Raw genomic sequence first — 22,691 nt, 5'->3', positions numbered from 1 at the left:
CCCGCGGAGCGGGTAGCACATCGCTGCGCGATGTGCAAGTGAAACCACCTCGCTTCGCTCGGTGGTGACGGACCGCTTCGCGGTCCGTGTACTCGCGGACTTCGTCCGCGAGTTGGGCCCGCTCTGCGGGGCTTGCCTCACTGTGTTCGGCCGGCTCTTCGAGCCGTGGTGGGCTTTCGCTTCGCTCCAGCCCACTTAGGGTCAGGTTCGCTTCGCTCTCCTGACTGGCCTTCGGCTTCGCCTGCGGCCTTGTGGCCCGCTGGCGCGGGCCAAGCTGGCTACGGGGAGCGGGCGGTGGGGTGCGTCTGTTTTCCGGGTGAGGCTATGGCTCTCCTGACGCCTCATCAGCATGGGATGTTCCCGATGTTCCGCTCGCGAGTACGAGTGCTTCCTTCGTTTAAAAGTTTCTGGGAATCCGAGTCTTCCCCTCCTCCCTGTAGAGGGGCTCCTGTGCCCGTTCCCGAGGCAATGCCAGCTGCTTCATACAAATGATTTGGGGTCTCGCAGTCCTATCACCCACCGTCGTAGATCTTGCGCAGCCACGGCTGCCGGACGGCGGGGAGTCGCGCAAGGGTGTAGCGGAACGGTGTCGAGTCGGGCCGGAACATCCCCCATGGGTGCATCGGGAGTGGATCGTCGCGCAGGACCCCGTCAGGCAGTCGGCCTGTCGCGGGCACGGGCAGTCCTTCGTTGGGGAAGGCCAGGTGCATCCACACCTCGGCCGCCAACGGCACGGCCCTCGCACTACCGGGCGGCTGCCACGCCTTCCCGGTCCGTGGATGCTGCGGAACCAGCAAGATGTCAGGGGTGGGTTCCGGAGCGGGCAGTCCGGGCCCGGCCAACGCCACCGTCTTCGCCGGTCGGCCCTGCCGGAGCAGCGCGTCGAGCGTGCGGCGGAACGTGTCCGCCACAGGGCCGTCCGGAACGGCCAGGGGGGCGCCGTCCGAGGCGGCTACCAGGTGGGCCAGTGTCACGCCGGCTGCTGCTGTCCATTGTGGGTTCCAGCCGCCGCAGGGGTCGATCGGTGGAGTGCCGGGTACCTCGGCTGCCAGCGCCCGCCAGTTCACTGTGTGTGGTGCGGCGTCCCGGGCTGGGGTGGGGCGGACGGCGCGCGGCGCGAACCGTACTTCCTGCCACAGTGAGCAGTCGTCGATGCGGGTCGCCACGGGCTGCCCGCACTGCTCACAGGCGAGATTCGGTCCGTCCCTTCCGTCCAGTCCGAAGCAGCAGCCATCGCAGCGCTCCGGGATCAGTACGGTGCCACGAGTGTCCCCGGGGGCAACGACGATCGCCCCCGGGTCACCGAAGGACAGCGCGGACACCGGCGCGAACACCCCTCGGGCTACTGCTTCTTCCTCGCTGATATCGGACCAGCGTCGCCATGGCGGCCCGGTCGGTTCCGGGTCGACGGCATACGTGCCCTGCTCCATGAGCGCCGGCAGGAAACCGTGCCCCAGCCTCAGGCGGCCATGCGCGGGGAACGCGACCTGCGACAACGGAACACTCAGCACAGCGTCACACTCGGCGCACACGAACACCGTCACACGCCCTCCCCCACCGCGGCGCCCAGCGCAGTATCCCGGCTCCACGGTCACCGGCCAACCGGTTTTCCGCCTGGTGGGGCTGATCCATTCTGGAGGAACCACTCGAGCTGGGAATTGCATTCAGGGGGTGCAGTGCTGGGCTGTTAGGCGACGGTCAGTCTGTGCCACCAGTGGCTGCAGCCGTCGAAGCAGAAGCGCTCACGGCGTCGCGCGTCGGCAATCGCGAGCACTGAGATCAGCAGCCTGAAGGCCTTGCGGCGTTCGTCGAGAGGCGCGAGGCCGGCGATCTTTCCTAGTTGCTCGTCGATCCGGCCTCGTGAGATCAGCACTGCGGGCGTATGCGTCGGGCGCAGCCCGGCACGACGGATGCTCTCCGGCGCGTCCTGGGCGACGACGCGCGCCTGGACGCAGTGATGGCGCAGGAACAGCAGCACCTCGGACTGCTCTTCTTGGCTGAGGCCGTTGAACCATTCGATGCCCTCTGACATCGGGCGCAGCCCCTGTGCGAGTTCGTTGAGCAGGACGTCGCGTTCGTTCATGTCTGCCTCCCGTGGGACGGACGCCGTTCCGCCGCGGTGATCAGGATTCCGAGCAGCACCGCCAGCTCGGCCGCGCCTTCGGCGTCGTCGGCCCAGCGGGTGGTCTGCAGTGGGTGGACCTGGTCGAGGAGGACGCCTTCGCGTGCCAGGACGAAGGCCAACGCCAGCATGGCCGCGCGGGCGTTGCCGTCTTCGAACGGATGGAAGAAGAGGATGTCGAGGTAGGTCCGGGCGGCGCGTGAGGGGAGGGGCAGATTCGGTTGAGCGCTTTCGGATAGACAGCGCTCGAACAGCGCCTGCGTATCGGGGGTGAGGCCGTAGCGCTCCTGTCCGCCCTTCGCGAAGGCCGGCATCGTGCGGAAGTCGACGAGGTCGTGGCCCAGTACGATCCGCTGCCACTTCGCCATGAGGGCGAAGGTCAGCGTCCTGCGCTGCTCTGCGTCGGCGAGGGCCAAGTCGAGGGCGGTCAGGACCCGGGCGGTTTCCTCGCTGTCACGGCCGCCTCGAGTTGCCATGAAGCAGTTGCGGAAGCTGTCCCGGGCCGGTGCTCCAGAGGCGGGGGATGCGCCGCGGCAGGATGGCCAGGAGATCTCCGGCCGGATGCGCAGCCAGTCGGCGAGGTTGTCCTTCGGTTGGCCGGGGCCGGAAGTCATCTGATGTCGCTCACGCCTGTGGCGAACCGCGAGCTCACCGCGTCGACCACCTGAGCGTCAGGTGCGATCCAACTGCCGAACCGGCCGCCGACCGCGTTCGTGACGATCTCCTCGGCCTGGGCCTCGTCGATGCCGTTGTAGGCGAGGAACCATCGGAGGACTTGCATGCAGTGCCCGTACCAGCCGCTCTCGGCCTGGGTGCGGTCAGCCACTACGGTGACCAGGCGGGTGCATGCTCGCTCCCAGTACCAGAGGTCCGTCGAGGTCACCGGGGTGTTCTTCGGCGGAGCCAGGTCCGCGAACCGTTCCGCCAGGTCCTTTAGCCAGCCGCGCCATTCCTGAAGGGCCGCAACAACCAGTGGGGCAGTCGCATCCGGGGTCGTCACGGAGTCGGATGAACAGCACCACGCCTCGACGACGCCTCCGTCGGCGTCGCCCTCACCGACCGACCAGTTCCATCCGCAAGCCCATCGGCCGTACCTGTCGGCCAGGAACTCGGTGACGGGATTCAACGTACGCCAGCGGTCCTCACGAGCGACTTCAGCGCTGGGCAGCAAGGGCGCGACGAGGCGCGCCAATTCCTCCGCCGCATCGTCGTCCATCTCGAACGGATGTCGAGCCGGATTCACATCTGCCCACGTCAAGGTATGTGCCCACAGTTCACTCACCGTCCCACTCTGCCTTGCTGGCCGCCCCGACTCCACTGCATATCGAGTGGCCGCCCCGTCAGCGGGTAACGATCTTCGGCTAACTGGGAAGCGATCTTCCACTGTCTCTGTCCCGCCTGGCCATCCCCATTCGTGAACACCCCTCAGGCGAACTGGCTGACGGGGGTCGTGTCGTCGGTCCAGTCGCCGTCGAACAGAGAGGCGATCAGGGCGGCGTGGTCGGCGGGGAGCTGGCCGGTGCGGTGCTTGGTGCGGGTCTTGGCGAGCCAGGGTCCGATTTTGACGGTGTCGCCGTCGACGAGGATCTCCTCGCGGGCGGTGGGGGGCCGGCCTTCCCGGGCGATGAACAGCTCGAGGAGCTGGACGGTCTGGGCGAAGGTGCGGCGGGCCTTGGAGGGCGTCTTGAGGGGGTTGGTGGCCGGGGTCAGGCCGAGGTCGGCCAGGAGCTGCTGCTGGCCGGGGTCGAGGGTGGTGAAGGTGGTGAGCTGGCGGTGGAGCCAGCGGCCGATCTTGACCGTGCCGATGACGGTGTCGGCTTGGAGATCGGCGGGGTTGTGGCCGGCGGCGAGGTGGGCGCGGAGCAGGTGGTATTTGCGGTGCCAGTCGGGGCCGTGGGGCAGGCGCCAGTGGGGGTCGATGGCGGCGAGGTCGGCGGCGCGGGCCGGGTCGAGCCGGCCGTTGGCGGCCAGCGAGCGCTGCTCGGCAAGGAACGTGCCGCCGGGGGCGGTGACGGGGACGGCGAGGTGGCCGTGCGCAGCGTGGTAGTCGGCGGCGGTGGTGAGCTGGGCGCGCCAGGTGGCGTCGTGTTTGTCCCAGATCATGTCGAGGGCGTCGAGTTCGGCGATCCAGGCGGCGTCGGCGGGGTCGTGGGGGTTGAGGCGGCCGGTGCGGCGGGCGTCGCGCATGCCGGTGATGAAGGCGCCCAGGTTGTAGCCGGTGGGGTCGGTGTAGTCGGTGGGGACGTCGAGGTGGGCGTGGTCGTCATGGAAGGCCTGGGCGGAGGCGAGGCCTTCACGGCGAGGGCGGGATTCGGCGGCGCGGGGGTCGAAGGAGACCAGATCCATGGCGCGGGCGATGCGTTCGGGCTGGACGGTGAAGTCGAAGTGCCAGCGGTGCGCGATCAGCTCGCGGGTCTCCTGCGGGAGGCGGTTGGTCTTGTTCGGGAGACGTTCGGCGATGCGATGGTCATGGCTGGCCAGCGCGGTGGCGATCGCCCAGACCGGCTCGTAGGGGGTGCCGAGGATGTCGGCCGGGTTCGCGGCCGGTGGGATGTAGGCGGGGATGACCAGGCTGGCTACCTTGCCGGCCTGGGCGGGCTGGCGCAGGGCGCGGCCGAGGGCCTGGACGACGCGGATGACGCTGCGGGAGACGTCGGCGAAGACCACCGCATCCACGCTGGGAATGTCGACGCCCTCGGCAACGACCTTGGCGTTCGCCAGGACCGCGCACGGGGCCTGCGCGAAGCGGGCGAAGACTGCGGCGCGCTCGGAGGGGGTGTGGTCTCCGTCGACATACAGCGTCAGCGGGTCCAGGTCCGGGCACAGCCCGGGAGCGGTGGTGCGCAGCAGGCGCAGGGTGTGGCCGAGCTCGCGCGTGAACCGCTTCGCATCGGCGACGAGCTGGAAGTACACCAGGACGCGCTTCAGGCCGTGTTCGGCCATGGTCTTCAGCACGGCCAGGTGCAGGGCAGTGGTACGCAGCGCATCCCCTCCCCCGGCCATGGGGGCGAGGCCGAGGCTGGGGGCGGTCGCCGTGGTGGGCAGGTTCAGTCGGGTCCGCAGCTCGTCGTCGCTGATGGTCGGCACAATCACCCGGTAGTCCGCCAGCACACCGTCAGAGACCGCCTGGGCCAGCGGATACTCGAAGATCTTCTTGCCGTAGACCGACTCGGAATCCATCGAATTCGCCGACGCATCCACATCCAGCTCCGCGGACCGGCGGCGGCGCGGACGGCGCACGTCCGCGGACTCCGCCAGATCCGGACCACCGAAAATCCGCGGCGTCGCGGTCATGTAGAGGCGGCGATCGGCCTTGATGCGGGTGTTGTCGTTGACGGCCGCCCACTTCTTGTCCGCACGGCCTGCGATGCGGTGCGCCTCGTCCATGACCGCCAGATCAAACGGCGGCACCGCACGGCCAGAGTGCTGCGCCGCCTCGATCTTGTCCAAGGAGTCATAGGTACACAACACTGTCACCGCGTCCAGGACGCCCGTGCCGACCGCGGACAGCACCGCCGCCAGGCCGGCAGCGTCGCCGGTGGAGCCCACGTTCGCCTCGGCCAGACCTGGGTGGGCCCGGGTGTCCATCGAACACACCGCCACCATCGCCTCGGCCCGGCCGTCCCTCCGCCACGCCAGCGCCGTCTGCGCGATCAAATCCAGCGTCGGCACCACCACCAAGGTCAGCTGCGACCCGAGCGTGCCCGCCAGCCGGATACCGACCAGCGTCTTACCCGTCCCACACGCGGAGACGTACAAGCCCCGCGTGCCCGGACGGCGCAGATGCCGCACAGCACGCTCAAGACCAGCCTGCTGATCAGGGCGCAACACAACCCGCCCTGACGCAGGATCCGAGGCGGCGGGGACGGTGGGGATGGTGGTGCTCATACGAGGCATTCTCCCGGGCCTGCGGGTGAGGTGTCCGCGTACCCGTTGAGGTGCTTCCTGCGGCAGCGACGCGTCCCCTGGTGCACTCCGCCCGGCCGTGTCCGATCAGTCGGTGCCCGCTGCGCGCAGCCGCTGGAGGGCTGCCAGCGCCGTCTCGCGCACGTACGCGTCCGGGTCTTCGCCGAGCCGTTCGAGGACGGTCACCGTCCCGGGATCGGGACCCGCCTCCGGCTGGGGGAAGCGGTCCAGGGCGATAGCGACCCAGGCACGCACCCGCGCCTCGCGGTCGTCGGCGGCGGCGCGGATCGCCGGCAGGGTCTGCAGACGCCGGGCGTAGCCAAGACTGTCCAGCACGCAGATCCGCACCTGCGGGGAGGAGTCGCAGAGCAGGCCGGCCAGCACATCGGCCGCGCGTGGGTCGGTGCCAGAATGTCCGGCGAGCGTGCCCGCGGCCGCGGCGCGGACCTTCTCGTCCGCATCTGTTGCGGCGCGGGCCAGCCATGCGATGTCGGCGGGGTCGGGGATGTAGCCGAGCAGCCAGACAGCCGTGCGCCGCAGGTCCGGGTCCCGGTCCCCGGTCCACGCCAGCAACAACGCGCGTGCCGAGGCGGGATCCTCTCGGACGAGGACGGTCAGGTCCGTGGTGAGGGAGTCCTGGTCATCGCCCAGGTCGCGGGCGTAGGCGCGTAGCAGCGCCGGGAGGGAAGTGCGGCCTGCCGTGCGCACCAGGAGCCTGGCAAGCACGACGCGGGCGTACCAGTTCCCCGCATCCACCGCGGCCGCGAGGTGCGCCTCCAGCGCAGGGACGAGAGCGGTGTCGCGGGCGGCCACCAGCCGCTGCTCGACGACATGGAGGGCGTCCACGTCACCGTCGGGGTCCGCGAGCCCGACGGCCAATGCTTCCAAGGCGGCCGCAGTCGTCTCGCCCATCGTTTCCCCTCCCCGCACCGTGCGCTCCGCCGCACGGAGCCGAGCGTAGGTGAGGGGTCGCCGAGTGCGCCACGGCAGGAGGACCGGTCACAAGTTCGACCGCGTGCAGGTCAGGCGTGGCAGCGGAGCCGGACGAGGATCGTGTCGCCGGGCAGGCCCGCGAGGTACGCCTCGCTGCCCGGCCACACGGTGGGTTCCGGACGGTCATGAGGGCAATGGTCCGGGTGGCAGGAGGCGTGGACGGCGTGGCTGCCGCCTTCCAGCCACCAGCCGTCCACGGTGAGCACGTCCGTGTCCCTCGGATCCGGGGAGGTGAACCGACGGATGTACTCGGCGCGCGTTCCCTGGTAACCGATCACAGGATGCTCGTCGGGATCGTCGTGTCCGAAGAAGGCCAGAAAGCCCATGTGGAGGCTGAAGGGGTGGTCCAGGTACGCCGCGATCAGCGGCTGGGCCCGGTAGGCGGCGAGCATCTCGTCCCCCCACCGGTCACCCGAAAATGCCTGCGGATCGTTCCGCCAACGCTCCACGAAACTCGCCAGGGAAGCGGCCGGCGGGCAGGGTGACCAGGCTGTGCCACAGGTCCCAGGAGGCGGCGGCCGCGCGCTCGGACGCGAGGTGCGGCTGGGAGAAGTCCAGCAGGGCCCGCGGTCCCCCGGCACACACGCCCGGAATGCTCGGACGTAGCCCGCCGTCACGCCCGGGGTTGTCGTGAATGAGTCGCGGGTCGTCCCAGTAGCCGGGCGCGACAGCGAAACCCAGACCGTCGCTGCCGCCCTGGATACGGCGTTCGTCCCACATCCCACGCTCCACGGGATTGTCGTCCGTGTCGCTGTAGAAAGGCGCGACAGCCCGCGCAAGTGCCCCCTGGATGTCATCCGCCGCCTCGGCCGGCAGACACACCGTCACCCGAACCCCCGCCATCCCGACCCCTCTTCCTGCCATCCCGGCGACCAGCATGATCGCACGCGTCGCCAGCACCGTCTGTGGTTGCCGGCATGACGACCTGACCACACGCCGGGCATGGCCAAGGCTCTCCAGCGCGCAGACCCGCACCCACGGAGACAGATCCCAGAACAGACCGGCCAGCACGTCAGCCGCGCGTGGGTCGGTTCGGGAGTGACCACTCAACGTGCCTGCAGCAGCGTCGCAGACCTTCTCATCCGGGTCGGCTGCAGCGCGGGCTGGCTACGCACAGTGCGGGCCTATAGAGGGACCGCACTGCGATGCACACCTCGGCCTGGCGGCGTGCGGCTCCGTGTGTGGAAACCATGGTGCCAGCGGCTTTCCTGGCGCAGCAGAACCGTCACGACGATGAGGCTCGTTGTGTCGACTACGCAGGCGCAGTCATGGAGCTGGTAGATGCGGCGGCCGCCGGGGTGATGGGGGCCGCCTCCGTAGGTCTGTTCGGGCGAGATGACGCATCGCAGTACTTCGCTCTCGTCAAAGCCGAGTTCTCGGGCCCGGGCCAGAGCGTGGTGGGTCAGCGTGACTCCGGCCTCGGCCCGAAGTCGCGCCAATGCGCGCTCACGCCGGGCCTCTCGACGCAGAGTGGTCATCGTGCTGCCTCGCCGTCCAACAGCGCCTTGACCGCACTGACGCCCCATACCCCTACGCGCTTACTCGTCGGCTGAGCCTCCCGGTTGAGGTGGTGGGCGATCTCCCGCAGCAGCCGCTTCTCGTTGCGGAGTTGTCCGGCTGTCTTCCGGGCGTAGTCGAGGGAGCGTGTGGCTTCAATGACGGTGTAGCAGTCGTGGACACGAAGAGCGGCGTAGAGTTTGGTGCCCTCCCTGAGGATGCGTTCGTGGACGGGCTCGTCGCTGACTCGGCTCACCAACACGCCCTGTTCCAGGACCCGGACGCCAAAGTGCTGAAGCCACGCGTACGTGACCTGCCGTTCCGCAGAGCTCGCGAAAACTTTGGGGTCTGTCACAAACACGGTGCGGAACAAGCTGATAGCGCTGACGATCTCCAGCAGAGACCGAAGGTGTTGGCGACCGGTATCCACGGTGTAGTACATGGCCCATGTGTGCTGGCATTGAGCCGCAAGGTCCTGGGCCTTGGCCATGCCAGCGCCCTGTTCATCCAGACCGAGAACGGCCATGCAGTCCAAGTCAGGCAGAGGATCCGGCCGTCCGCCTCGTCGGCGCTGTACGCCATCGACCTCGAGCGGGGGATGATCGGCGTAAAGGTAGAGCTCCTCGTCGTTGACCCGCCGCTGGATGATCTGCTTGGAAAGCTCATGATCCCCCCTGCTGCTCTGCCAGTAGTACCCGGCGTCGCTCAGAGCTTCAGCAGTGTCGGACAGGGTCAGGCAAAAACCCACGTGCAGCTTGTGGGCCAGGCGTACGAGTTCGTTCCTGCTGCGTCCGTCCCCGAAGACCATGTCCTCGCGAAGGCCGGCAATGCGACGGGGCATGAGCTCCCTACGTGCGGCACACGTCTCCTGGACCCATTCCTGCACGACGCGGTTCTCAACCGGCATGTCACGGCCAGGCACGACGGTTTCGCCCGCCACCACGAGAGACTTCCCTGCGGACGAGACCTCGTCGGATACGAGCGCTCGGGTCACGTGATCACCCAAGTGCCCCCAGCCCGGGACCTTCACGGCCTCGACGAGATCCGCCCGCACGCAGAAGAGGGCCTCGTGAAGTGCCGGCCGGTCCCCTGCTCCTGCCGACCGGAGCGACACGGCCTCCGCGCGGTCCAGGGGACCGATACGAGGAGCCCTGGCCGAACCGTCAGCAAGGCAGTACCCGAGTTCCAAAGCAGCCATGTGTTCCCTCCCAGTTGAACTGCGGCTGGAGGTGACTATGCCGTGTCCCTGCGTCCCGGCAAGCAGCTATCTCCGGTGCAAATAGATTCCGCTCTAAGATTCCTCATCGATCTCAGCAGAATTCCTACGCGACACTGCGGACGGAGAGAAACGCCACTGCCGCAGCCGCCATCACCGAGTTGGTTACCCGTCACCGCAGTCGCCAGCACGCCAGCGGCGCGCAGCACGCCGGCTCGCTCTGTTCCACGATCGAGAACCGTGTCAGCGCTCCTGACTCCACTTTCGTACCGTCAGAGGTAGTCGAGAGGTCAGTCGCGTTGCGGTTCGTCCCTACGAGACGAGACCGGAGCAGCCGCAGGCGAACTCGGCGGCCACCTCGGCGAATGGCTGTGCCGGAGCACGCACACCCCGCAGCCGACCGCGCTAACAGGACTGGCTCACGGTCGCAGGCATCCGCCCAGCGGATCAAAGCGGCGAGCCAGCGAAGCCGCGTACCCGGAGACCTCCTCAGAGCTGCCGTAGGTCATGCCGGCAATGCGAATGAGAGCGGGGAATTCAGCGACCCAGTGGGCGGATCGGGCGTTGTCCGTAGTCCGGGGGTGGCCATCCCTTTTTGTATGCGGCGATGGTGCGTCGGGTGTGGGGTGGCGGGTGGGGGCAGCCGTGCATGAGGCCGGGTTCTCGCATGGTCCAGGGCAGGGCGTAGTGGGCGGGGCTGAACGGCCAGATCGTCTCTTGCTGCTTCGCCGGGCGGCGTGAGCCTTTGCGTCGTTTGGGGCGGGGTGGCTGGGGTGGGCGGAGCTTGCAGCTTTCGGCGAAGCGTGTCAGGTGGGGCAGGCCGGTGCTGCCCAGAGGGTCGGTGAACAGCGGCCCGCTGGTGCCGGTGGCGATGCGCCATGTGTACGCGGCGGCGAGCAGTAGGGGTTGTGCCCAGGTGGGGACGTGGTGGGTCATGCAGCCTTGGCGTAGTCCGTCGTCGTGGAGGGTGAGGGTGGAGGCGTCGGGGGCGAGGTCGTGGAGGTGGGCGGTGTCGAGCTGGGTGGTGGAGGTTGCGGTGAAGATGGCGGTGGCGAGGTGGGCCGCGAGGTGCGGGTGGGCGGTGGCGGAGTGCAGGCGGTGGGCGACTTCTGTCTCGGTGATGGCCGGCATGACGGGTGGGAAGTAGTCGCGGTCTGCCGCCATGGGCGGGGTGCACGGGCAGGGGTCGGTGGCGGAGTCGAAGGCGGTGAGCGTGGTCAGGGCCGGCAGGTTGAGCCATCGGCCTGCCAGGGGGCGCCGCAATCCGCCGACTGGCGGTGTCGCGGTGGGCGGTTCCGCGTCGGGCAGGAGGGCGGTGGCTTCCGCCATGCGGTACGGGAGACCGGCCAGCGGGCGTTCCAGAGACCTGGGCAGGTGCGGGGTGTGGCAGACCAGCGTCAGTCTCAGGCCGGTGCAGCGGCGTAGCTGGAGCAGGGCGTTCAGGCGGTGGGGGGTGAGGAAGTGGGCGCGCAGCAGTGTCAGGTGGGTGGTGTGGGTGGCGAGGATCCAGGCTGCGGCCAGGGTCCAGGCTGGGGCGGTGTCGAGCTGACGGTAGCCGGTCAGGGGCACGGGTTTGCCGAGGGCGGCCAGGACGTCGTAGGCGAGGGTGAGGGCGGAGTCGGTGCCGGGGGTGGGGTGGACGGTGAGTCTTCCGTCCGCGGGGGCATGGGCGGCCAGGGCGGCGCGGGTGTGGACCAGGTCGTCTCCGGGGTCGAGGACGACGGTGATCGGGGGCGGGTTGTCGCAGGTCAGCATGGTCAGGCGAACTGCCGCGTGTTCAGTTTGCTGTAGACCCAGCGCAGCAGCTCCTCGTCCACCGCTTTGCGTCCGGTCTCTTTCATGCCGGCGATGAGGTGGTGGGTGATCTTCGCCCAGGCGCGGAAGTTTCCGTGTGCGGCTTCCTGGTCGCAGACGGCGATGAGTTCGGTGTCCGCGTCGGCCCATACGGGGTGGAAGACGGGGATGACGGTGAGGACCTCGTCCAGGGTCATGCCGCCGATTTCCTGCCAGGCGTAGACGCGGGATTCCAGCATCGGTTCGCTCTGGAGCATCTCGAAGCAGCCGTTGCCGCCGGTGAAGACGATCGTCAGGTCCGAGTCGGTGTCGTCCCACAGGTAGCGCAGGTATTCGAAGCACAGTTTGGACAGCCACTGTGCCTCGTCGCAGACCAGCACGCGCGGTTCCTCGAGTGCGCCGCGCAGTATCCGGTCGAACTCGATCGCGTGGGAGGGCGGACGGCCCTGGAGCCCCAGGGCGTGGAAGAGCTCGTGGCGCAGGTCCCGGGTGGAGGGGCGGGCCCGGAACTGGATCCGTCGGGTGAGTGTCGGTGCGAGTTCGCGCAGGGAGGCGTTGACCGCGAAGGACTTGCCGTTGCCGGCCTGCCCGTGGATGCAGATCATCGCTTTCGCCTCGATCGCGGCCCGGATGTTCTCCCTTGCGGTGAGCAGTGCCCGGGTGGAGACGATCTGGGCGCCGGGCAGGCGCATGAAGTGGTCCTCGCGTTCCCTGGGCAGGCGCCCCTTGCGTTCAGCGGTGGCCATCTGGTGTCACTCCTTGCCGTCCGGGGCGGGTGCGGTGCCGGTCACGTCCGCCGTGGGGGCCGGCGCGGCCCCCGGGGCCGGGGTGCGCCGGGCACCAGGGGCGGCGGGTGCCGGGCGTGGGCGGGCCCAGGTGGCGGGCGGGTCCCGGGGAGGGATCAGGTCGGGCAGGGCGCGGGCTGCCAGGTCGGTCGCCTTCGCACGGGCGATCTCGGCCCGGGCCTGCTGCCCGGTCTCGTGGCGCCGCGGGCGCGGAGTGCCCGGCGTGGTCTGGGCCGTGTAGCGGGTCCGGCGCAGCTTCTCCGCCGCCTTCAGGTCGGCTTTCAAGGCGCGGGCTTTCTTCTCCCTGACCGAGGCCAGTTCTCTGCGCTGCTCCGGTGTCGCCTCCTGCGCGAGGTAGGCGGTGCCCAGATGGCGGCCGGGCTGGTCGGTGGAGAAGACCTCGATGTTCCCGTCGTAGTGCGGCAGGTACCGCAGCCGGACCCGTGTGCCGACGTGTCCGACCATCCACGGCGCGATGTAGCAGCGTCGCCGCCACCTGATCCCGTTCGTCGAGATCTTCCGCACCCTGCCGTCGTCCTCCAGCGCGAAGAACGCCAGCAGCTTCTCGTCCACGTCTTCCAGCGGGGCCAGGTCCGCCTCCCAGGCTGCCGCCGGCGTCAGCCCCGGTGGAAGGCCGGTGGGCCGGTGCTGCGTGTTCCACCACCTCACCCAGCCCAGCAGCACCTCGACGAAGTCCGCGAAGGACAGCAGATCCTCCACCTGGTCGGGACGGTGAGCGCCCACGGGGCGGGCACGGCGGGTGTAGCCGGGAAGAGAGACCAGGAACATCCCCTCCACCGCATCGTTCAGCTGCTCGATCGTGCCCTTGCGGTACGGCGTGTAGGCCGGCAGGTCCTCCACCGGGACCGCGAAGGCGCCCAGCGCCCGCGACACCGCCCGGCACAAGAACTCCTTCCCGCGGTCCACCCGCACCACGGCCGGCAGCCCACCCCACGGCCCATGGGGACCGGCGCGGCTGATCCCTGTCCGCAGCGCCGCCAGCACGGCGTCGCGGGCCGGCTCGTGCGGAGTGACGGCCACCCCCACGATCACCTTCGTCGCGACATCGATGAACCACGTCACCCACGGGCACACCGCCCGGCCCTCGACATCCACCCGTACCGGGACCCGCTTGTGATCCCCCTCCCAGCACGCATTGCGACGCACCAGCGGACGCTTCCCGTACACGTCATGACCACGCCGGCCCGCCTCCCCCGCCCGCAGGCCAGCCCGCTCCCCCGCCGACAGATCCAGGCGCACCGCGCGCTGCAATGTCCGCACAGACGGCACCGCCCCCGCCTCGCCGGCTTCCTCGGCCTCGGCGACCAGTTCCCGGTGGACCGCGGCCACGTTCCCGCCCCACACCGCCAACCGGGCACGCAGATCAGCAGTCACCTTCACCCTCGAGCGACCGCGAGGGGACAGACGTCCTTCCCTGCGGCCGACGGCAACCCAGTTCCACACCGTCCGCAAGGACACGCCCAAAGCCGAAGCGACCAGCCGGGCATGGCCGGTGGTCAGCTCTCCCCTGGCGTCCAGCGCCAGCAGCCGGGCCACCGCACCCTCACGACCCGACCCCGCCCACCGGCCGGGAGGATCATCGTCACAGGCCAGGACCTGACCGGACACTACTCATCCCCTCCCCGGCGAATCGAGGCACCGCCCCACGTGGGAGATGTCCACGACCCGCCGCATCCAGGCCAACACGCCGACCCCCGCCACACGATCGAAGGCAATCCAGAAGCTGGGGTTGCGCCACCGACGACGCGTATGCCCGTCGCGGCCAGGACGAATTCCCTCACGTACGGCCAGCCCGATTCCCCACGCGGCAGTCACACTCAGTAGCCTCAGTGCCGGCTCGCGGACCTGGCACATGAAGGAGTTGAGGTCGTGGCACGTACCTGGCTGTCCATCCGAGTGGAACTGGTCTCCGGACACGGAGCACATCTATGGCCACGCCCCGGCCGGGTCCTGGCCGCCGCACGCTCGCACTCCTTCGCTCAGTTCGCCACGGCCATCGATCTCGCCTTCGGCCGCTGGGACCTGGCCCACCTGCACCTGTTCACGCTCTCCGACGGCACCAGGGTCAGCCCCCAGGACTGGTGGGACGGCGACGCCCCGGACAACACCGTGGACGGCCACGCCACCAAGCTCAACAGACTGCAAGCCGGCGAGCAGTTCGCCTACGTCTTCGACATGGGCGACGACTGGGCCCACCTCTGCACGGTGGCGGACAAGCACATCGATCCGCTCGACGAACTCCGCGAGGTCCCCGACCACCCGGTTCCCTACTGGGGCTGGGGCAGCCTCCCCGACCAATACGCACGCCGCTGGGAAGGAGACGACGGCCAGTCACCGATCCCGAAACGGCCAAAGCGCGGGCTCAGCGACCTGCCACCGATCCTGCCGTGGTGGGGCGAGCACCGGCGAGGATGACCTCACGTTCCGTGCACAAAGTGGCCATCAGCAGGGGAAGGGCAGCGGTCACAGAGAGAAATTGAGATGGCCACGAGCGGGAAAAGCCAACCGGCCGCTGACACGTCTGCCCTGGAGGGACCTGGCGTCTGTCAGCGCGGAACGGGCCGGATGAACAGCGCGTCCATGGGCTTGGTCACGTGCGGGCGCATGACCTCCAGCCAGCTCACGCCAGCGTCGAGACGGCGCCCCATGTGCCAGAAGCTGTTCCAGCCGAGATCCACGAAACAGCGTTCGGGCTGGCGGCGGCCGAACAGCCTCTTACCGTGCAGAACGACCCCGCCCAGGTCGATGCCCTGATCCTCCAGCGTGGCCAGCGCGCATGCCGCGGCCCGGCGCAGCGGACTGGTCTCCACCCACCGGCGCCTCACATGAAGGGCGGCTTCCTCGTCGGCGGGGAACTCGTCGCGGAGCGTGAGCGGCGTCACCGTGATGCGCCCTGCCTCATGACGGTTGAACAGCTCGATCCTCGCCAGCCTCGGGACAAGGCTTTCCATGCCTTCGAACGCCGCCAGCATGTGATCTCGCGGAGCCCGGCCCGCCGAAGGATCCGCTTTCAAAGAGGCCAGGCGCTCCCGGGCCAGTGCGAAAGACTCGCCCTTGCGCCACAGCAAGAACAACTCGAATCCCTCGGCGCGCAACGAATCACGCCCCCGGAACTGGAAGGCGATACCTCGGGTGCGGCCACGCAAAGCCTGGCGCATGCTCACATACGCATCGCGACCGTTGATGCGTGCAGCGACTCACCCAGCCACCGCTTGTCCGTGCCGTGCTCCACCACGACATCGACGTCCCCCGGATCCAGCGCGCCCCGCGCGTACGACCCGAACACGTACACCTCGTCCACCAGACCCAGCGGCCAACCGCCCTGCTCAAGACGAGCAATCACGTCCTCGAGCAGCCGAGTCGCCCGCTCCCGCTTCACCCCGGCACGCTCTCGGCGAAGGCAGCACGGAACTCCTGTGTCGTCACGAACACAGAACCCGGCACCGACCTGCGCCTGCCGTCCTGCAGCGTCTGCGACATCACCTCAGCCATGGCTCTCATCCGCTCCATCCGGTAGTCCTCGACGACCCCGGCGAACTCCTCCGGGACCTCCCGCCGATCCACCACCCCCGCCACGGCAACCTGCGGGTAGGAACCACCGTAGGTCTGCAACCGCGACCAGCCCAACGACCGTGCCGCCTTACGCATCGCCGAACGAATCAGCCCGACTCCGCCCAACGCCTCCGCCTCGTCGGCGCCCAGCCGCAACTCGTACGACCCACCAAACCCGCCACCGCCAGCCGGACACGACCGTCGAAGCAACGGAACCAAAACACCCACAAGACGCTCATGCCGCGGATCACCCGCAAATGAAGCCACCCACCGAGCGTAACCAAACCCCCACTCCCCCGAACCCCAAACCACCCAACACGCCCCCACACAACCGTCATTCACCCCACCCGCGAAACGACAGCCCCCTTCACCAACCCCACGACACCCCCCACACCCACCACCCCAACCCGCACCAGTGAAAACACACGACGCAAACCAGTGAAAAACAACCGTCGCTCATCAATCCGAGAAAGCAGAAATGGATCCGCTGCCGCATCAGGTCGAGGCGTCTGATGCGGCTATGCGAGCCTTGGAATTGGCTCCGGGTCAGGAAATGCCTGCGCAGGGTCTGCGGGCCCAGGTCATTGCGGCGACCGGTTCGGGAAAGACGTTCATCGGTGTTCTGGCCGCGCGGAAATTGCGGGCGGGCCGGGTTTTGGTGCTGGTGCCCACGCTGGATTTGCTGACGCAGATGGCGGCCGCGTGGCGTGCCGGCGGCCGTAGCGGGGCGTTCTACGGGATCTGTTCGCTGCGGGCCGATGAGGCCCCGTTCGCGTGCACGACGGACGTGGACGAGCTGGTGGCGTGGACGCACGGGCTGGAGACCGTCACGGTGTTCGCCACGTACGCCTCGGTGGGCATGGGCGCCCTCCAACGGGCCCACGCAGCAGGCCTTTCACCCTGGTCACTGATCATCGTGGACGAGGCGCACCGTACGAGTGGTCGGGGTTCGAAGCCGTGGGCTGCGGTCCACGACAACGCGCGGATTCCTGCTGATCGGCGGTTGTACATGACGGCGACGCCGCGGGTGTGGGAGGCGCCCGAGGACGGCGGTGCGGGGCCGGTGCTGGTGGCGTCGATGGAGGACGATCCGGAGGGGTTGTTCGGGGCGGTCGCTTACAAGTTGACGCTGTCGCAGGCGCGGGATCGGGGGCTGGTCGCGGCGTATCAGGTGGTGTGTGTGGACGTCACCGATCCGGAGCTCCAGGCGGCGGTGCTGCTGGGGATGGAGTCGCGTTCCGACACCGTGCGCGGGTCGCGTCTTGCGGCGCTGCAGACGGCTGCGGTGAAGACCGCTGCCGTCCGTGGCCTGCGCCGCATGCTGACCTTCCACTACCGCACGAGTGAGGCGGAGGCGATGGCGGCCGGGGTGCCGGCAGTCGCCCGACGGTTGTGGGAGGACGACCCCGAGACCTATGCGGAGCCTGATCGGGTGTGGGCATCGTGGTTGTGCGGGGAGCACTCCCCCACCCACCGGCGCCAGACCCTGGCCACGTTCGCCGACCCCGTCGGGGAAGGCAATGCCGGGGAGCTGGTGCCGATGCGACTGCGGCTGCTGAGCAGCGTTCGCGTCCTCGGCGAGGGCGTCGACACCAAAAGCTGCGACAGCGTGTTCTTCGGGGACGTGCGCGGATCGGCCGTCGACATCCTCCAGATCGTCGGCCGCGCGCTGCGCATGCAGCCCGGAGAAGGCAAAGTCGCCAGCCTGGTCGTGCCGGTGTTCCTCGCCCCCGGTGAAGACCCCGACGCCATGCTCACCTCCAAGGGCTACAACAGCTTGGCCAAGGTCATGGCCGCACTGCGCTCGCACGACACCGAGACCATCGAACGCCTGGCGGAGCAGCAAGCCCCCAGCCGCGCCACGAAGACGCCGGCTGCTGAGAGCGCCGCAACCGGCGGTCCGGGTGGCCCGGGTGGAGAAGGCGAGCAGAGCGGGGAGAGCGGTCTGTCGGCTCCGGCGCAGGGCCTGTTGTCGTTCTCCACGCCGCGTGACCCGGCGATTCTGGCCCGGTTCATGAGCCTGCGTGTGATCCGGCCGGAGAACACCTATTGGCGTGCCGGGATTCAGGCAGCAACCCGGTATGTGAAAGAGAACGGGGATTTGAAAGTCCCCTACGCTTTCGTCACGCCGGAGGACTGGGACCCCGCTGGTTTTCCTCTGGGAACGTGGATCGCGGATCAGCGGAGGTTTTTCAATTCGGGTGGAATGAAGCCGAAGCGGGCCGCTGAATTGGATGAGCTGGGCATGGTGTGGTCGCACTGGGACGTCGCCTTCGCCGAGGGATTGTCAGCGGCGGCACAGTGGGCGGCGGAGCATGGTCATCTGCTGCCGCCCGCCACGGCGGTCTGGAACGACTACCCGGTAGGGGTCTGGCTGAAGAACCAGCGGACCGCCGGACGGCTCGCGAACACCATCGAGCAGCGGCGCGAGGAAGGGCTGCCGGTCGGCTCCACCGCCGGCGCCCTCACCGAAGAACGCCGGGACGCCCTGGAGGCCATCGACCCGTCCTGGTGCCCGTCCTGGCCCGTGGCCTGGCAGCGCAGCTACCGGCTGTGCCGCAGGATCATCGAGGACCGCCAGCCGCTCCCGACCGAGCCGGGACAGGTGAGCGTGCAGGGCGAAGACCTGGGCGCGTGGGTCCAGGCGCAGCGCATCGGGTGGGAGCAGCTGCTGCCCGCGCAGGCCTGGATGCTTCAGAACATGCTCCACCTCACCCCGGCGGACCCCTCGGAGAGGCCGCAGACGCCGCGTACACAGGCAGACAAGTGGGCGATCAACCTCCGAGCCGCCCGACAGTTCCACACCCGCGAGGGGGCCTTGCAGGTGCCCCGGAAGCACGTCGAGCAGCTCACCGAGCCCGACGGGACAGTCACGGACATCAAGCTGGGCCAGTTCCTCGACAACACCCGCCGCAGAGCCGACAAGCTCACCCAGGAACGACGGACCGAACTCGACGCACTCGGCATGCGCTGGTAGCAGCCGCAGCACGCAGGAAGGGCTGGGCAGGGACCCCAGCCCAGCCCTTGCGCTACGAGAGCGCTGCTGCCGGGCAATGGTGCGCACCTACGTACTGACGGGTTCAGGGGGCCTGGTGGCGGTGCCGCCATCGACGGGGTTGCTGGCGCCCTGTCCGTGGGGCAGGCGGCGTACGGCCTTGGAGGCCAGAGGGGTCACGACCGCCGCGGCGTAGACGACGCCGGCCGCCGCGGCCACGTGGAATCCTCCGAACCGGTCGGCGAGCGGGGCGACGCTCAACTGGCCTGCGGGGATGGCGATGTAGGACAGCAGGTCGTCGATGGACGACACGCGTGACAGCGCGTGTGACGGGACGTGTTCCTGTAGTGAGGTGTCCCAGGCGACGGACGCGATGGAGGATCCCAGTCCGGCGGTGAAGGCGGCGGCGATCAGCCAGGGGGCGTGCAGGTGGGCGCCCAGCGCCAGGAGTGGCAGTGCGCCCAGCACGCTCGCCAGCTGACCCAGTCGCAGTAGGTGCCGGACGGTCAGCCGGTACATCAGCGCGCTCATCACCAGCAAGCCCACGCCACGGGCACTGAGCACGAACCCCCAGGCCGCCTCGCCATCGACTTGGCGGGTGAGCACAGGGCCCAGGATCTGCCAGGAGCCGACCTGCACCCCATTGACCACGCAGAAGGCGAGCGACACCATCCAGACCCAACGGATGCGGCGGTAGGCGGCCCAGCCACCGCGGATGTCGGTGAACAGACCCGGGGAACGGCGGGCAGTCGGTGGAGCGCTGAGGGGGGACAGCCGGGTCAGGCATGCCGCTGCGCACAGGTAGGTCAGCGCGTCGAAGGCGATGGCCGGCCCCCCGCCCCCCGCAGCTACCAGCACGCCCGACAGGCTCGGCCCGAGGATCTTCGTGGTATTGCGTACGGAGCTCAGGAGCGCGTTCGCCTGGCGAAGCCGGTCTCCCGGGACGAGTTGGGGCACGATGCCGCGCAGGGCCGGGGTGGTGAACGCGGCCAGGACGCCGTTGCTGAAGCCCAGGGCGGCCACCGGCAGCAGGGCGTAGCGGCCGGTCAGTAGCAGGGCGGCGACGGCGCCCTGGGTGAGGGCGCAGCCCAGGTTCGCGGCCGTCAGTACCGTGCGGCGTGGGAGGCGGTCGGCGGTGGCTCCGCCGACCAGGAGGAACAGCAGGAGCGGCACCATGTAGGCGGTCAGGACGATGCCGAGGTCGCCGGGGCTTCCGGAGGCGTCCAGGATCGCGAAGGCCAGCGCGACCGGCGCCATCGAAGTACCGAGCTGGGACACCGATTGCGCGGTGAAGAACCAGCGGAAGTCCCGTTGCAGGAGGAGTGATGGGAGCACGGGCTGGAGTCTGGGGAAGGCGCAGGCGCGGGCGCTATCGTTTCGGCGGGAGGCGAAAGATGACGCTGCTGCGGCTGAGTTCCCTGGCCCTGTCGCGGTCCCGGTTCTCGTTGTCGCCGCTGGCGGAGACCCTGGCGTCGATCATGGTGCTGAATGCGTCGTACGCCGATCCGTGGCTGGCTCCCTGGCGTGACCGCCACCAAGCGGCGTTCCGGGCGGGGTTGGACGCTGACCCCTTCGCCCGCGGCCTCGTCGGGCTGCTGACCTCCACCACGTGGATGCCCGGCCACGTGGTGATCCCGCCCACTGCGGGCATGCACACCACCATCGACAGCGAACTCGCACAGACAGCCCGTATACCCGACAGCACCGTGCGCTGCGAACTGGAGAAATCGGCGGCACACAGCTCGAAGGAGCACGACCTTCGCTGGCTGGCCGGGCGCGCCTTGGCCGCCAGGACCGCCGCCCTGTTCCGGCACATCTGGACCGCCCACGTCGCCCCGGACTGGGCCCGTCGCCGGGCACTGCTGGAACGGGACGTCACCTACCGGGCCGGGCTCCTGGCCGCCTACGGCTGGCCCCGCGCCCTGCAGCAGATGAGCCGCCGCAGCGCCTGGGTCGGCACCGACGCCATCCGCTTCAGCGACCGTCCCTCCCCCGACCGCGTCGTCGGGCAGGACGGCATGCAGTTCGTCCCGATCGCCGCGATATCCGCAGGCACGTGGCTGTGCGAGAGGCCCCCGGCCTCCTATGCCCTGGTCTACCCGGCCCGCGGAACCGCCCCCACACAAGCCCACCCAGCACCTGGCCAGGCCCTGGGACGCCTGATCGGCAAGGGGCGCGCCGCCATCCTCCACGAACTCAGGCGCCCGGCGACCACCAGCGAACTCGCCGCCCACCTCGGCCTGTCCCTCGGGACCGTCGGAGACCACCTGGCCGTGCTCCGCAATGCAGACCTCGTCGACAAGACAAGGATCGGCAAACGCGTCGTCTACCACCGCACCAAAACCGGCAACATCCTCGCCGCCCCCGCGACAACCCGAGAGGCGAGCGCACCTGCATAAGGCCAGGCCGGGACTCCGCACGGGTAGTACCCCAGCCCGACCCTTGTAGGGCAGGGGACAGCCAGGCCCAGCCTGTCGAGTTGTTGAGTGCCCTCCTGGAGGTCAGCCTCTCCACGGCAAAACCGTGCTCATCTCATGGTCAGTGCCCGGGGAGGACGCCCATTTCCTGCATGAGCTTGATGATCGTCTGTGCTGTTTGATCGGGATCCATGACCATCTGCAGATGCTCGCCCTCGATCGTGGCGACCGGCCATCCCCAGAGCGCGGCCTGTCCACGTTCCGCCTTGTAGGTATCGCCATAAGCCAGGTAGGCGCCGGGAAGGTCTTCCCGGTTCGAACCGTCCATGGAGTCTTCGAAGTAGGCCAGCGGCAGCCGGCGCATCTCCTGTTCGGCCCGCGCACGCGTCTCTTCGTCGGGAAACAACGCTGCGATGTCGTCCTGCCACCACTGACTCCACGGGGGCAGCAGCCCGTTCTCGTCCGTCTTGTCGGCCAGGAACGCAAGGGATGCCGCTGAAGACATCGGGAAGGACGGCGCACGCTCCGGAAGCCGTGCATCAACGAACACAGCCGCCGCTACCCGGCGGTGCCGCGAAAGCGCCGGGACATACAGCCCGGCATTGCTGTGGGGGACGAGGACCCAATCGACGTCCTCGTCCAACGCCCCCAGGAACTGCTCCAGCACCTCACGAGCGCAGCGCGGGGCGGGTCCCCGGTGTGCGACGGAAACGGCCTCCACGCCGTTGCGGGCAAGCGCCTGGGCCACGGGCTGCCAGACAGACGGCCCCAGCAACGGACTGGCAAGCAATGCCACTCGCCCACCCGGCGCTCCTGCCCGACGCACCGCACCAACACCCGCCACCATCCGCTCCCCCTCGCTACAGGCCACGCTTGCGCTTCAGCCCCCAACCCTATGACTGCACAGACGCTCAGAGCCTTTGGGCGTGACGCTCGCACGGCTTGGTCGTTGAGCACCGCGACTGTAAGTGCACAGCGAGGCCCCCGGAACTTCTCCCCGTGGTTCCCGGGGGCCTCGCGTCTGTCCGGGGAGCCCCCGGGCCGCCCCCGCCCGGCACGCCGGCCCGCTCTTGTGGAGCCCAGACCTCTCCCAGACTGTTGCTGGGAGAGGTGTCGCCGTCCGGTACCGGCTTGCCCACGGGTTCTGACCAGCAGCAACACTCCTCAGCCGGAGACGGGCGTTCCTACCTTCGGCGCTACCTTCGGTGCACCTGTGCACGCTACGGTGCAGGCCACCGTCCAGGCACCGGTGGAAGCTACCCTCCGGGACAGTTGTCGGCAGGGGCCGGAGTCCTCACCCGGTCCTGTCCTCGCGTGCCCTGTCCACAGTTCTCGCGCGGCCCGGCGGCGGCCCTGCTCGGCGGTTGCAGCTTGACGCTCGGCGTGTTCACGA

At 69.1% G+C, this 22,691-nt stretch carries 20 protein-coding genes; 3 read left to right on the top strand and 17 right to left on the bottom strand.

The window, feature by feature from the left end:
* Positions 1-512: 512 nt before the first annotated feature.
* The 12 genes from ACIP98_RS37225 to ACIP98_RS37170 form a co-directional block, all read right to left on the bottom strand.
* Complete coding sequence (locus ACIP98_RS37225) at positions 513-1,544, bottom strand: hypothetical protein (protein WP_401980658.1); 1,032 nt, start codon at positions 1,542-1,544, stop codon at positions 513-515.
* A 143-nt stretch (positions 1,545-1,687) separates the two neighbouring features.
* Positions 1,688-2,083 carry a DUF5958 family protein gene (locus ACIP98_RS37220; RefSeq protein ID WP_401980655.1) on the bottom strand — a complete coding sequence of 132 codons (396 nt, stop codon included), beginning with the start codon at positions 2,081-2,083 and terminating at the stop codon, positions 1,688-1,690.
* Entirely contained in the window at positions 2,080-2,736 is a 657-nt protein-coding gene (locus ACIP98_RS37215) for a Fic family protein (RefSeq protein ID WP_401980653.1), read from the bottom strand. The genes ACIP98_RS37220 and ACIP98_RS37215 overlap by 4 nt, the downstream gene beginning before the upstream one ends.
* On the bottom strand, positions 2,733-3,404 hold the full coding sequence (locus ACIP98_RS37210) for a hypothetical protein (protein WP_401980651.1): 672 nt from the start codon (positions 3,402-3,404) through the stop codon (positions 2,733-2,735). Before ACIP98_RS37210 ends, ACIP98_RS37215 begins: the two co-directional genes overlap by 4 nt.
* Positions 3,405-3,547: 143 nt before the next feature.
* Positions 3,548-6,010 (bottom strand): Helicase associated domain protein, encoded by a 2,463-nt coding sequence (locus tag ACIP98_RS37205; RefSeq protein WP_401980649.1) that lies wholly within the window; start codon positions 6,008-6,010, stop codon positions 3,548-3,550.
* A 105-nt stretch (positions 6,011-6,115) separates the two neighbouring features.
* On the bottom strand, positions 6,116-6,940 hold the full coding sequence (locus ACIP98_RS37200) for a HEAT repeat domain-containing protein (RefSeq protein WP_401980647.1): 825 nt from the start codon (positions 6,938-6,940) through the stop codon (positions 6,116-6,118).
* Positions 6,941-7,050: 110 nt separating this feature from the next.
* Positions 7,051-7,413, bottom strand: coding sequence for a hypothetical protein (locus ACIP98_RS37195; protein ID WP_401980645.1), 363 nt, complete (start codon positions 7,411-7,413; stop codon positions 7,051-7,053).
* A gap of 16 nt (positions 7,414-7,429) precedes the next feature.
* Positions 7,430-8,032 carry a hypothetical protein gene (locus tag ACIP98_RS37190; protein ID WP_401980643.1) on the bottom strand — a complete coding sequence of 201 codons (603 nt, stop codon included), beginning with the start codon at positions 8,030-8,032 and terminating at the stop codon, positions 7,430-7,432.
* 463 nt (positions 8,033-8,495) lie between these two features.
* A complete protein-coding gene (locus tag ACIP98_RS37185) occupies positions 8,496-9,716 on the bottom strand; it encodes a hypothetical protein (RefSeq protein WP_401980642.1) in 1,221 nt (406 codons plus the stop codon).
* 555 nt (positions 9,717-10,271) lie between these two features.
* On the bottom strand, positions 10,272-11,489 hold the full coding sequence (locus ACIP98_RS37180) for a hypothetical protein (RefSeq protein WP_401980641.1): 1,218 nt from the start codon (positions 11,487-11,489) through the stop codon (positions 10,272-10,274).
* A gap of 2 nt (positions 11,490-11,491) precedes the next feature.
* Positions 11,492-12,274 (bottom strand): AAA family ATPase, encoded by a 783-nt coding sequence (locus ACIP98_RS37175; protein WP_401980639.1) that lies wholly within the window; start codon positions 12,272-12,274, stop codon positions 11,492-11,494.
* A 6-nt stretch (positions 12,275-12,280) separates the two neighbouring features.
* Positions 12,281-13,708, bottom strand: coding sequence for a Mu transposase C-terminal domain-containing protein (locus tag ACIP98_RS37170; RefSeq protein WP_401980637.1), 1,428 nt, complete (start codon positions 13,706-13,708; stop codon positions 12,281-12,283).
* Between the two features lie 495 nt (positions 13,709-14,203).
* Between ACIP98_RS37170 and ACIP98_RS37165 the strand changes: the two genes are divergently transcribed.
* The gene (locus ACIP98_RS37165) at positions 14,204-14,749 is read left to right on the top strand and encodes a hypothetical protein (protein ID WP_401980634.1); all 546 of its coding nucleotides are present in this window, start codon (positions 14,204-14,206) and stop codon (positions 14,747-14,749) included.
* A gap of 131 nt (positions 14,750-14,880) precedes the next feature.
* On the opposite strand, the gene ACIP98_RS37160 is transcribed toward ACIP98_RS37165, so the two are convergent.
* The 3 genes from ACIP98_RS37160 to ACIP98_RS37150 are packed head-to-tail and all read right to left on the bottom strand — an operon-like array spanning position 14,881 to position 16,153.
* Positions 14,881-15,498, bottom strand: a complete 618-nt coding sequence (locus ACIP98_RS37160; RefSeq protein ID WP_401980632.1) for a hypothetical protein — start codon at positions 15,496-15,498, stop codon at positions 14,881-14,883.
* Positions 15,495-15,713, bottom strand: coding sequence for a nucleotidyltransferase domain-containing protein (locus ACIP98_RS37155; RefSeq protein ID WP_401980629.1), 219 nt, complete (start codon positions 15,711-15,713; stop codon positions 15,495-15,497). The genes ACIP98_RS37160 and ACIP98_RS37155 overlap by 4 nt, the downstream gene beginning before the upstream one ends.
* Positions 15,710-16,153, bottom strand: a complete 444-nt coding sequence (locus ACIP98_RS37150) for a hypothetical protein (protein ID WP_401980627.1) — start codon at positions 16,151-16,153, stop codon at positions 15,710-15,712. Before ACIP98_RS37150 ends, ACIP98_RS37155 begins: the two co-directional genes overlap by 4 nt.
* A 211-nt stretch (positions 16,154-16,364) precedes the next feature.
* On the opposite strand from ACIP98_RS37150, the gene ACIP98_RS37145 reads away from it, so the two are divergent.
* Positions 16,365-18,863 (top strand): Helicase associated domain protein, encoded by a 2,499-nt coding sequence (locus ACIP98_RS37145; RefSeq protein WP_401980625.1) that lies wholly within the window; start codon positions 16,365-16,367, stop codon positions 18,861-18,863.
* An 87-nt stretch (positions 18,864-18,950) separates the two neighbouring features.
* On the opposite strand, the gene ACIP98_RS37140 is transcribed toward ACIP98_RS37145, so the two are convergent.
* Complete coding sequence (locus tag ACIP98_RS37140) at positions 18,951-20,216, bottom strand: MFS transporter (protein WP_401980624.1); 1,266 nt, start codon at positions 20,214-20,216, stop codon at positions 18,951-18,953.
* Between the two features lie 59 nt (positions 20,217-20,275).
* Here ACIP98_RS37140 and ACIP98_RS37135 point away from each other — a divergent pair, with 59 nt between their 5' ends.
* A complete protein-coding gene (locus ACIP98_RS37135) occupies positions 20,276-21,280 on the top strand; it encodes a winged helix-turn-helix domain-containing protein (RefSeq protein WP_401980623.1) in 1,005 nt (334 codons plus the stop codon).
* A gap of 139 nt (positions 21,281-21,419) precedes the next feature.
* Here the strand turns inward: ACIP98_RS37135 and ACIP98_RS37130 are convergent, their stop codons facing one another.
* Positions 21,420-22,094: a hypothetical protein gene (locus ACIP98_RS37130; protein ID WP_401980620.1), complete on the bottom strand. Its 675-nt coding sequence runs from the start codon at positions 22,092-22,094 to the stop codon at positions 21,420-21,422.
* Positions 22,095-22,691: the final 597 nt, after the last annotated feature.

The sequence above is a fragment of the Streptomyces sp. NPDC088354 genome (genome assembly GCF_044753585.1).
Classification (GTDB): Bacteria; Actinomycetota; Actinomycetes; order Streptomycetales; family Streptomycetaceae; genus Actinacidiphila.
The sequence above is the reverse complement of the archived record's forward strand: the minus strand, read 5'-3'. Positions and strand labels throughout refer to the sequence as shown.

Coding starts and splice junctions, on each gene's coding strand:
- ACIP98_RS37220 (WP_401980655.1), bottom strand. CDS start 2,083: ATGAACGAACGCGACGTCCTGCTCAACGAACTCGCACAGGGGCTGCGC.
- ACIP98_RS37215 (WP_401980653.1), bottom strand. CDS start 2,736: ATGACTTCCGGCCCCGGCCAACCGAAGGACAACCTCGCCGACTGGCTG.
- ACIP98_RS37205 (WP_401980649.1), bottom strand. CDS start 6,010: ATGAGCACCACCATCCCCACCGTCCCCGCCGCCTCGGATCCTGCGTCA.
- ACIP98_RS37200 (WP_401980647.1), bottom strand. CDS start 6,940: ATGGGCGAGACGACTGCGGCCGCCTTGGAAGCATTGGCCGTCGGGCTC.
- ACIP98_RS37195 (WP_401980645.1), bottom strand. CDS start 7,413: ATGCTCGCCGCCTACCGGGCCCAGCCGCTGATCGCGGCGTACCTGGAC.
- ACIP98_RS37185 (WP_401980642.1), bottom strand. CDS start 9,716: ATGGCTGCTTTGGAACTCGGGTACTGCCTTGCTGACGGTTCGGCCAGG.
- ACIP98_RS37180 (WP_401980641.1), bottom strand. CDS start 11,489: ATGCTGACCTGCGACAACCCGCCCCCGATCACCGTCGTCCTCGACCCC.
- ACIP98_RS37175 (WP_401980639.1), bottom strand. CDS start 12,274: ATGGCCACCGCTGAACGCAAGGGGCGCCTGCCCAGGGAACGCGAGGAC.
- ACIP98_RS37145 (WP_401980625.1), top strand. CDS start 16,365: ATGGATCCGCTGCCGCATCAGGTCGAGGCGTCTGATGCGGCTATGCGA.
- ACIP98_RS37135 (WP_401980623.1), top strand. CDS start 20,276: ATGACGCTGCTGCGGCTGAGTTCCCTGGCCCTGTCGCGGTCCCGGTTC.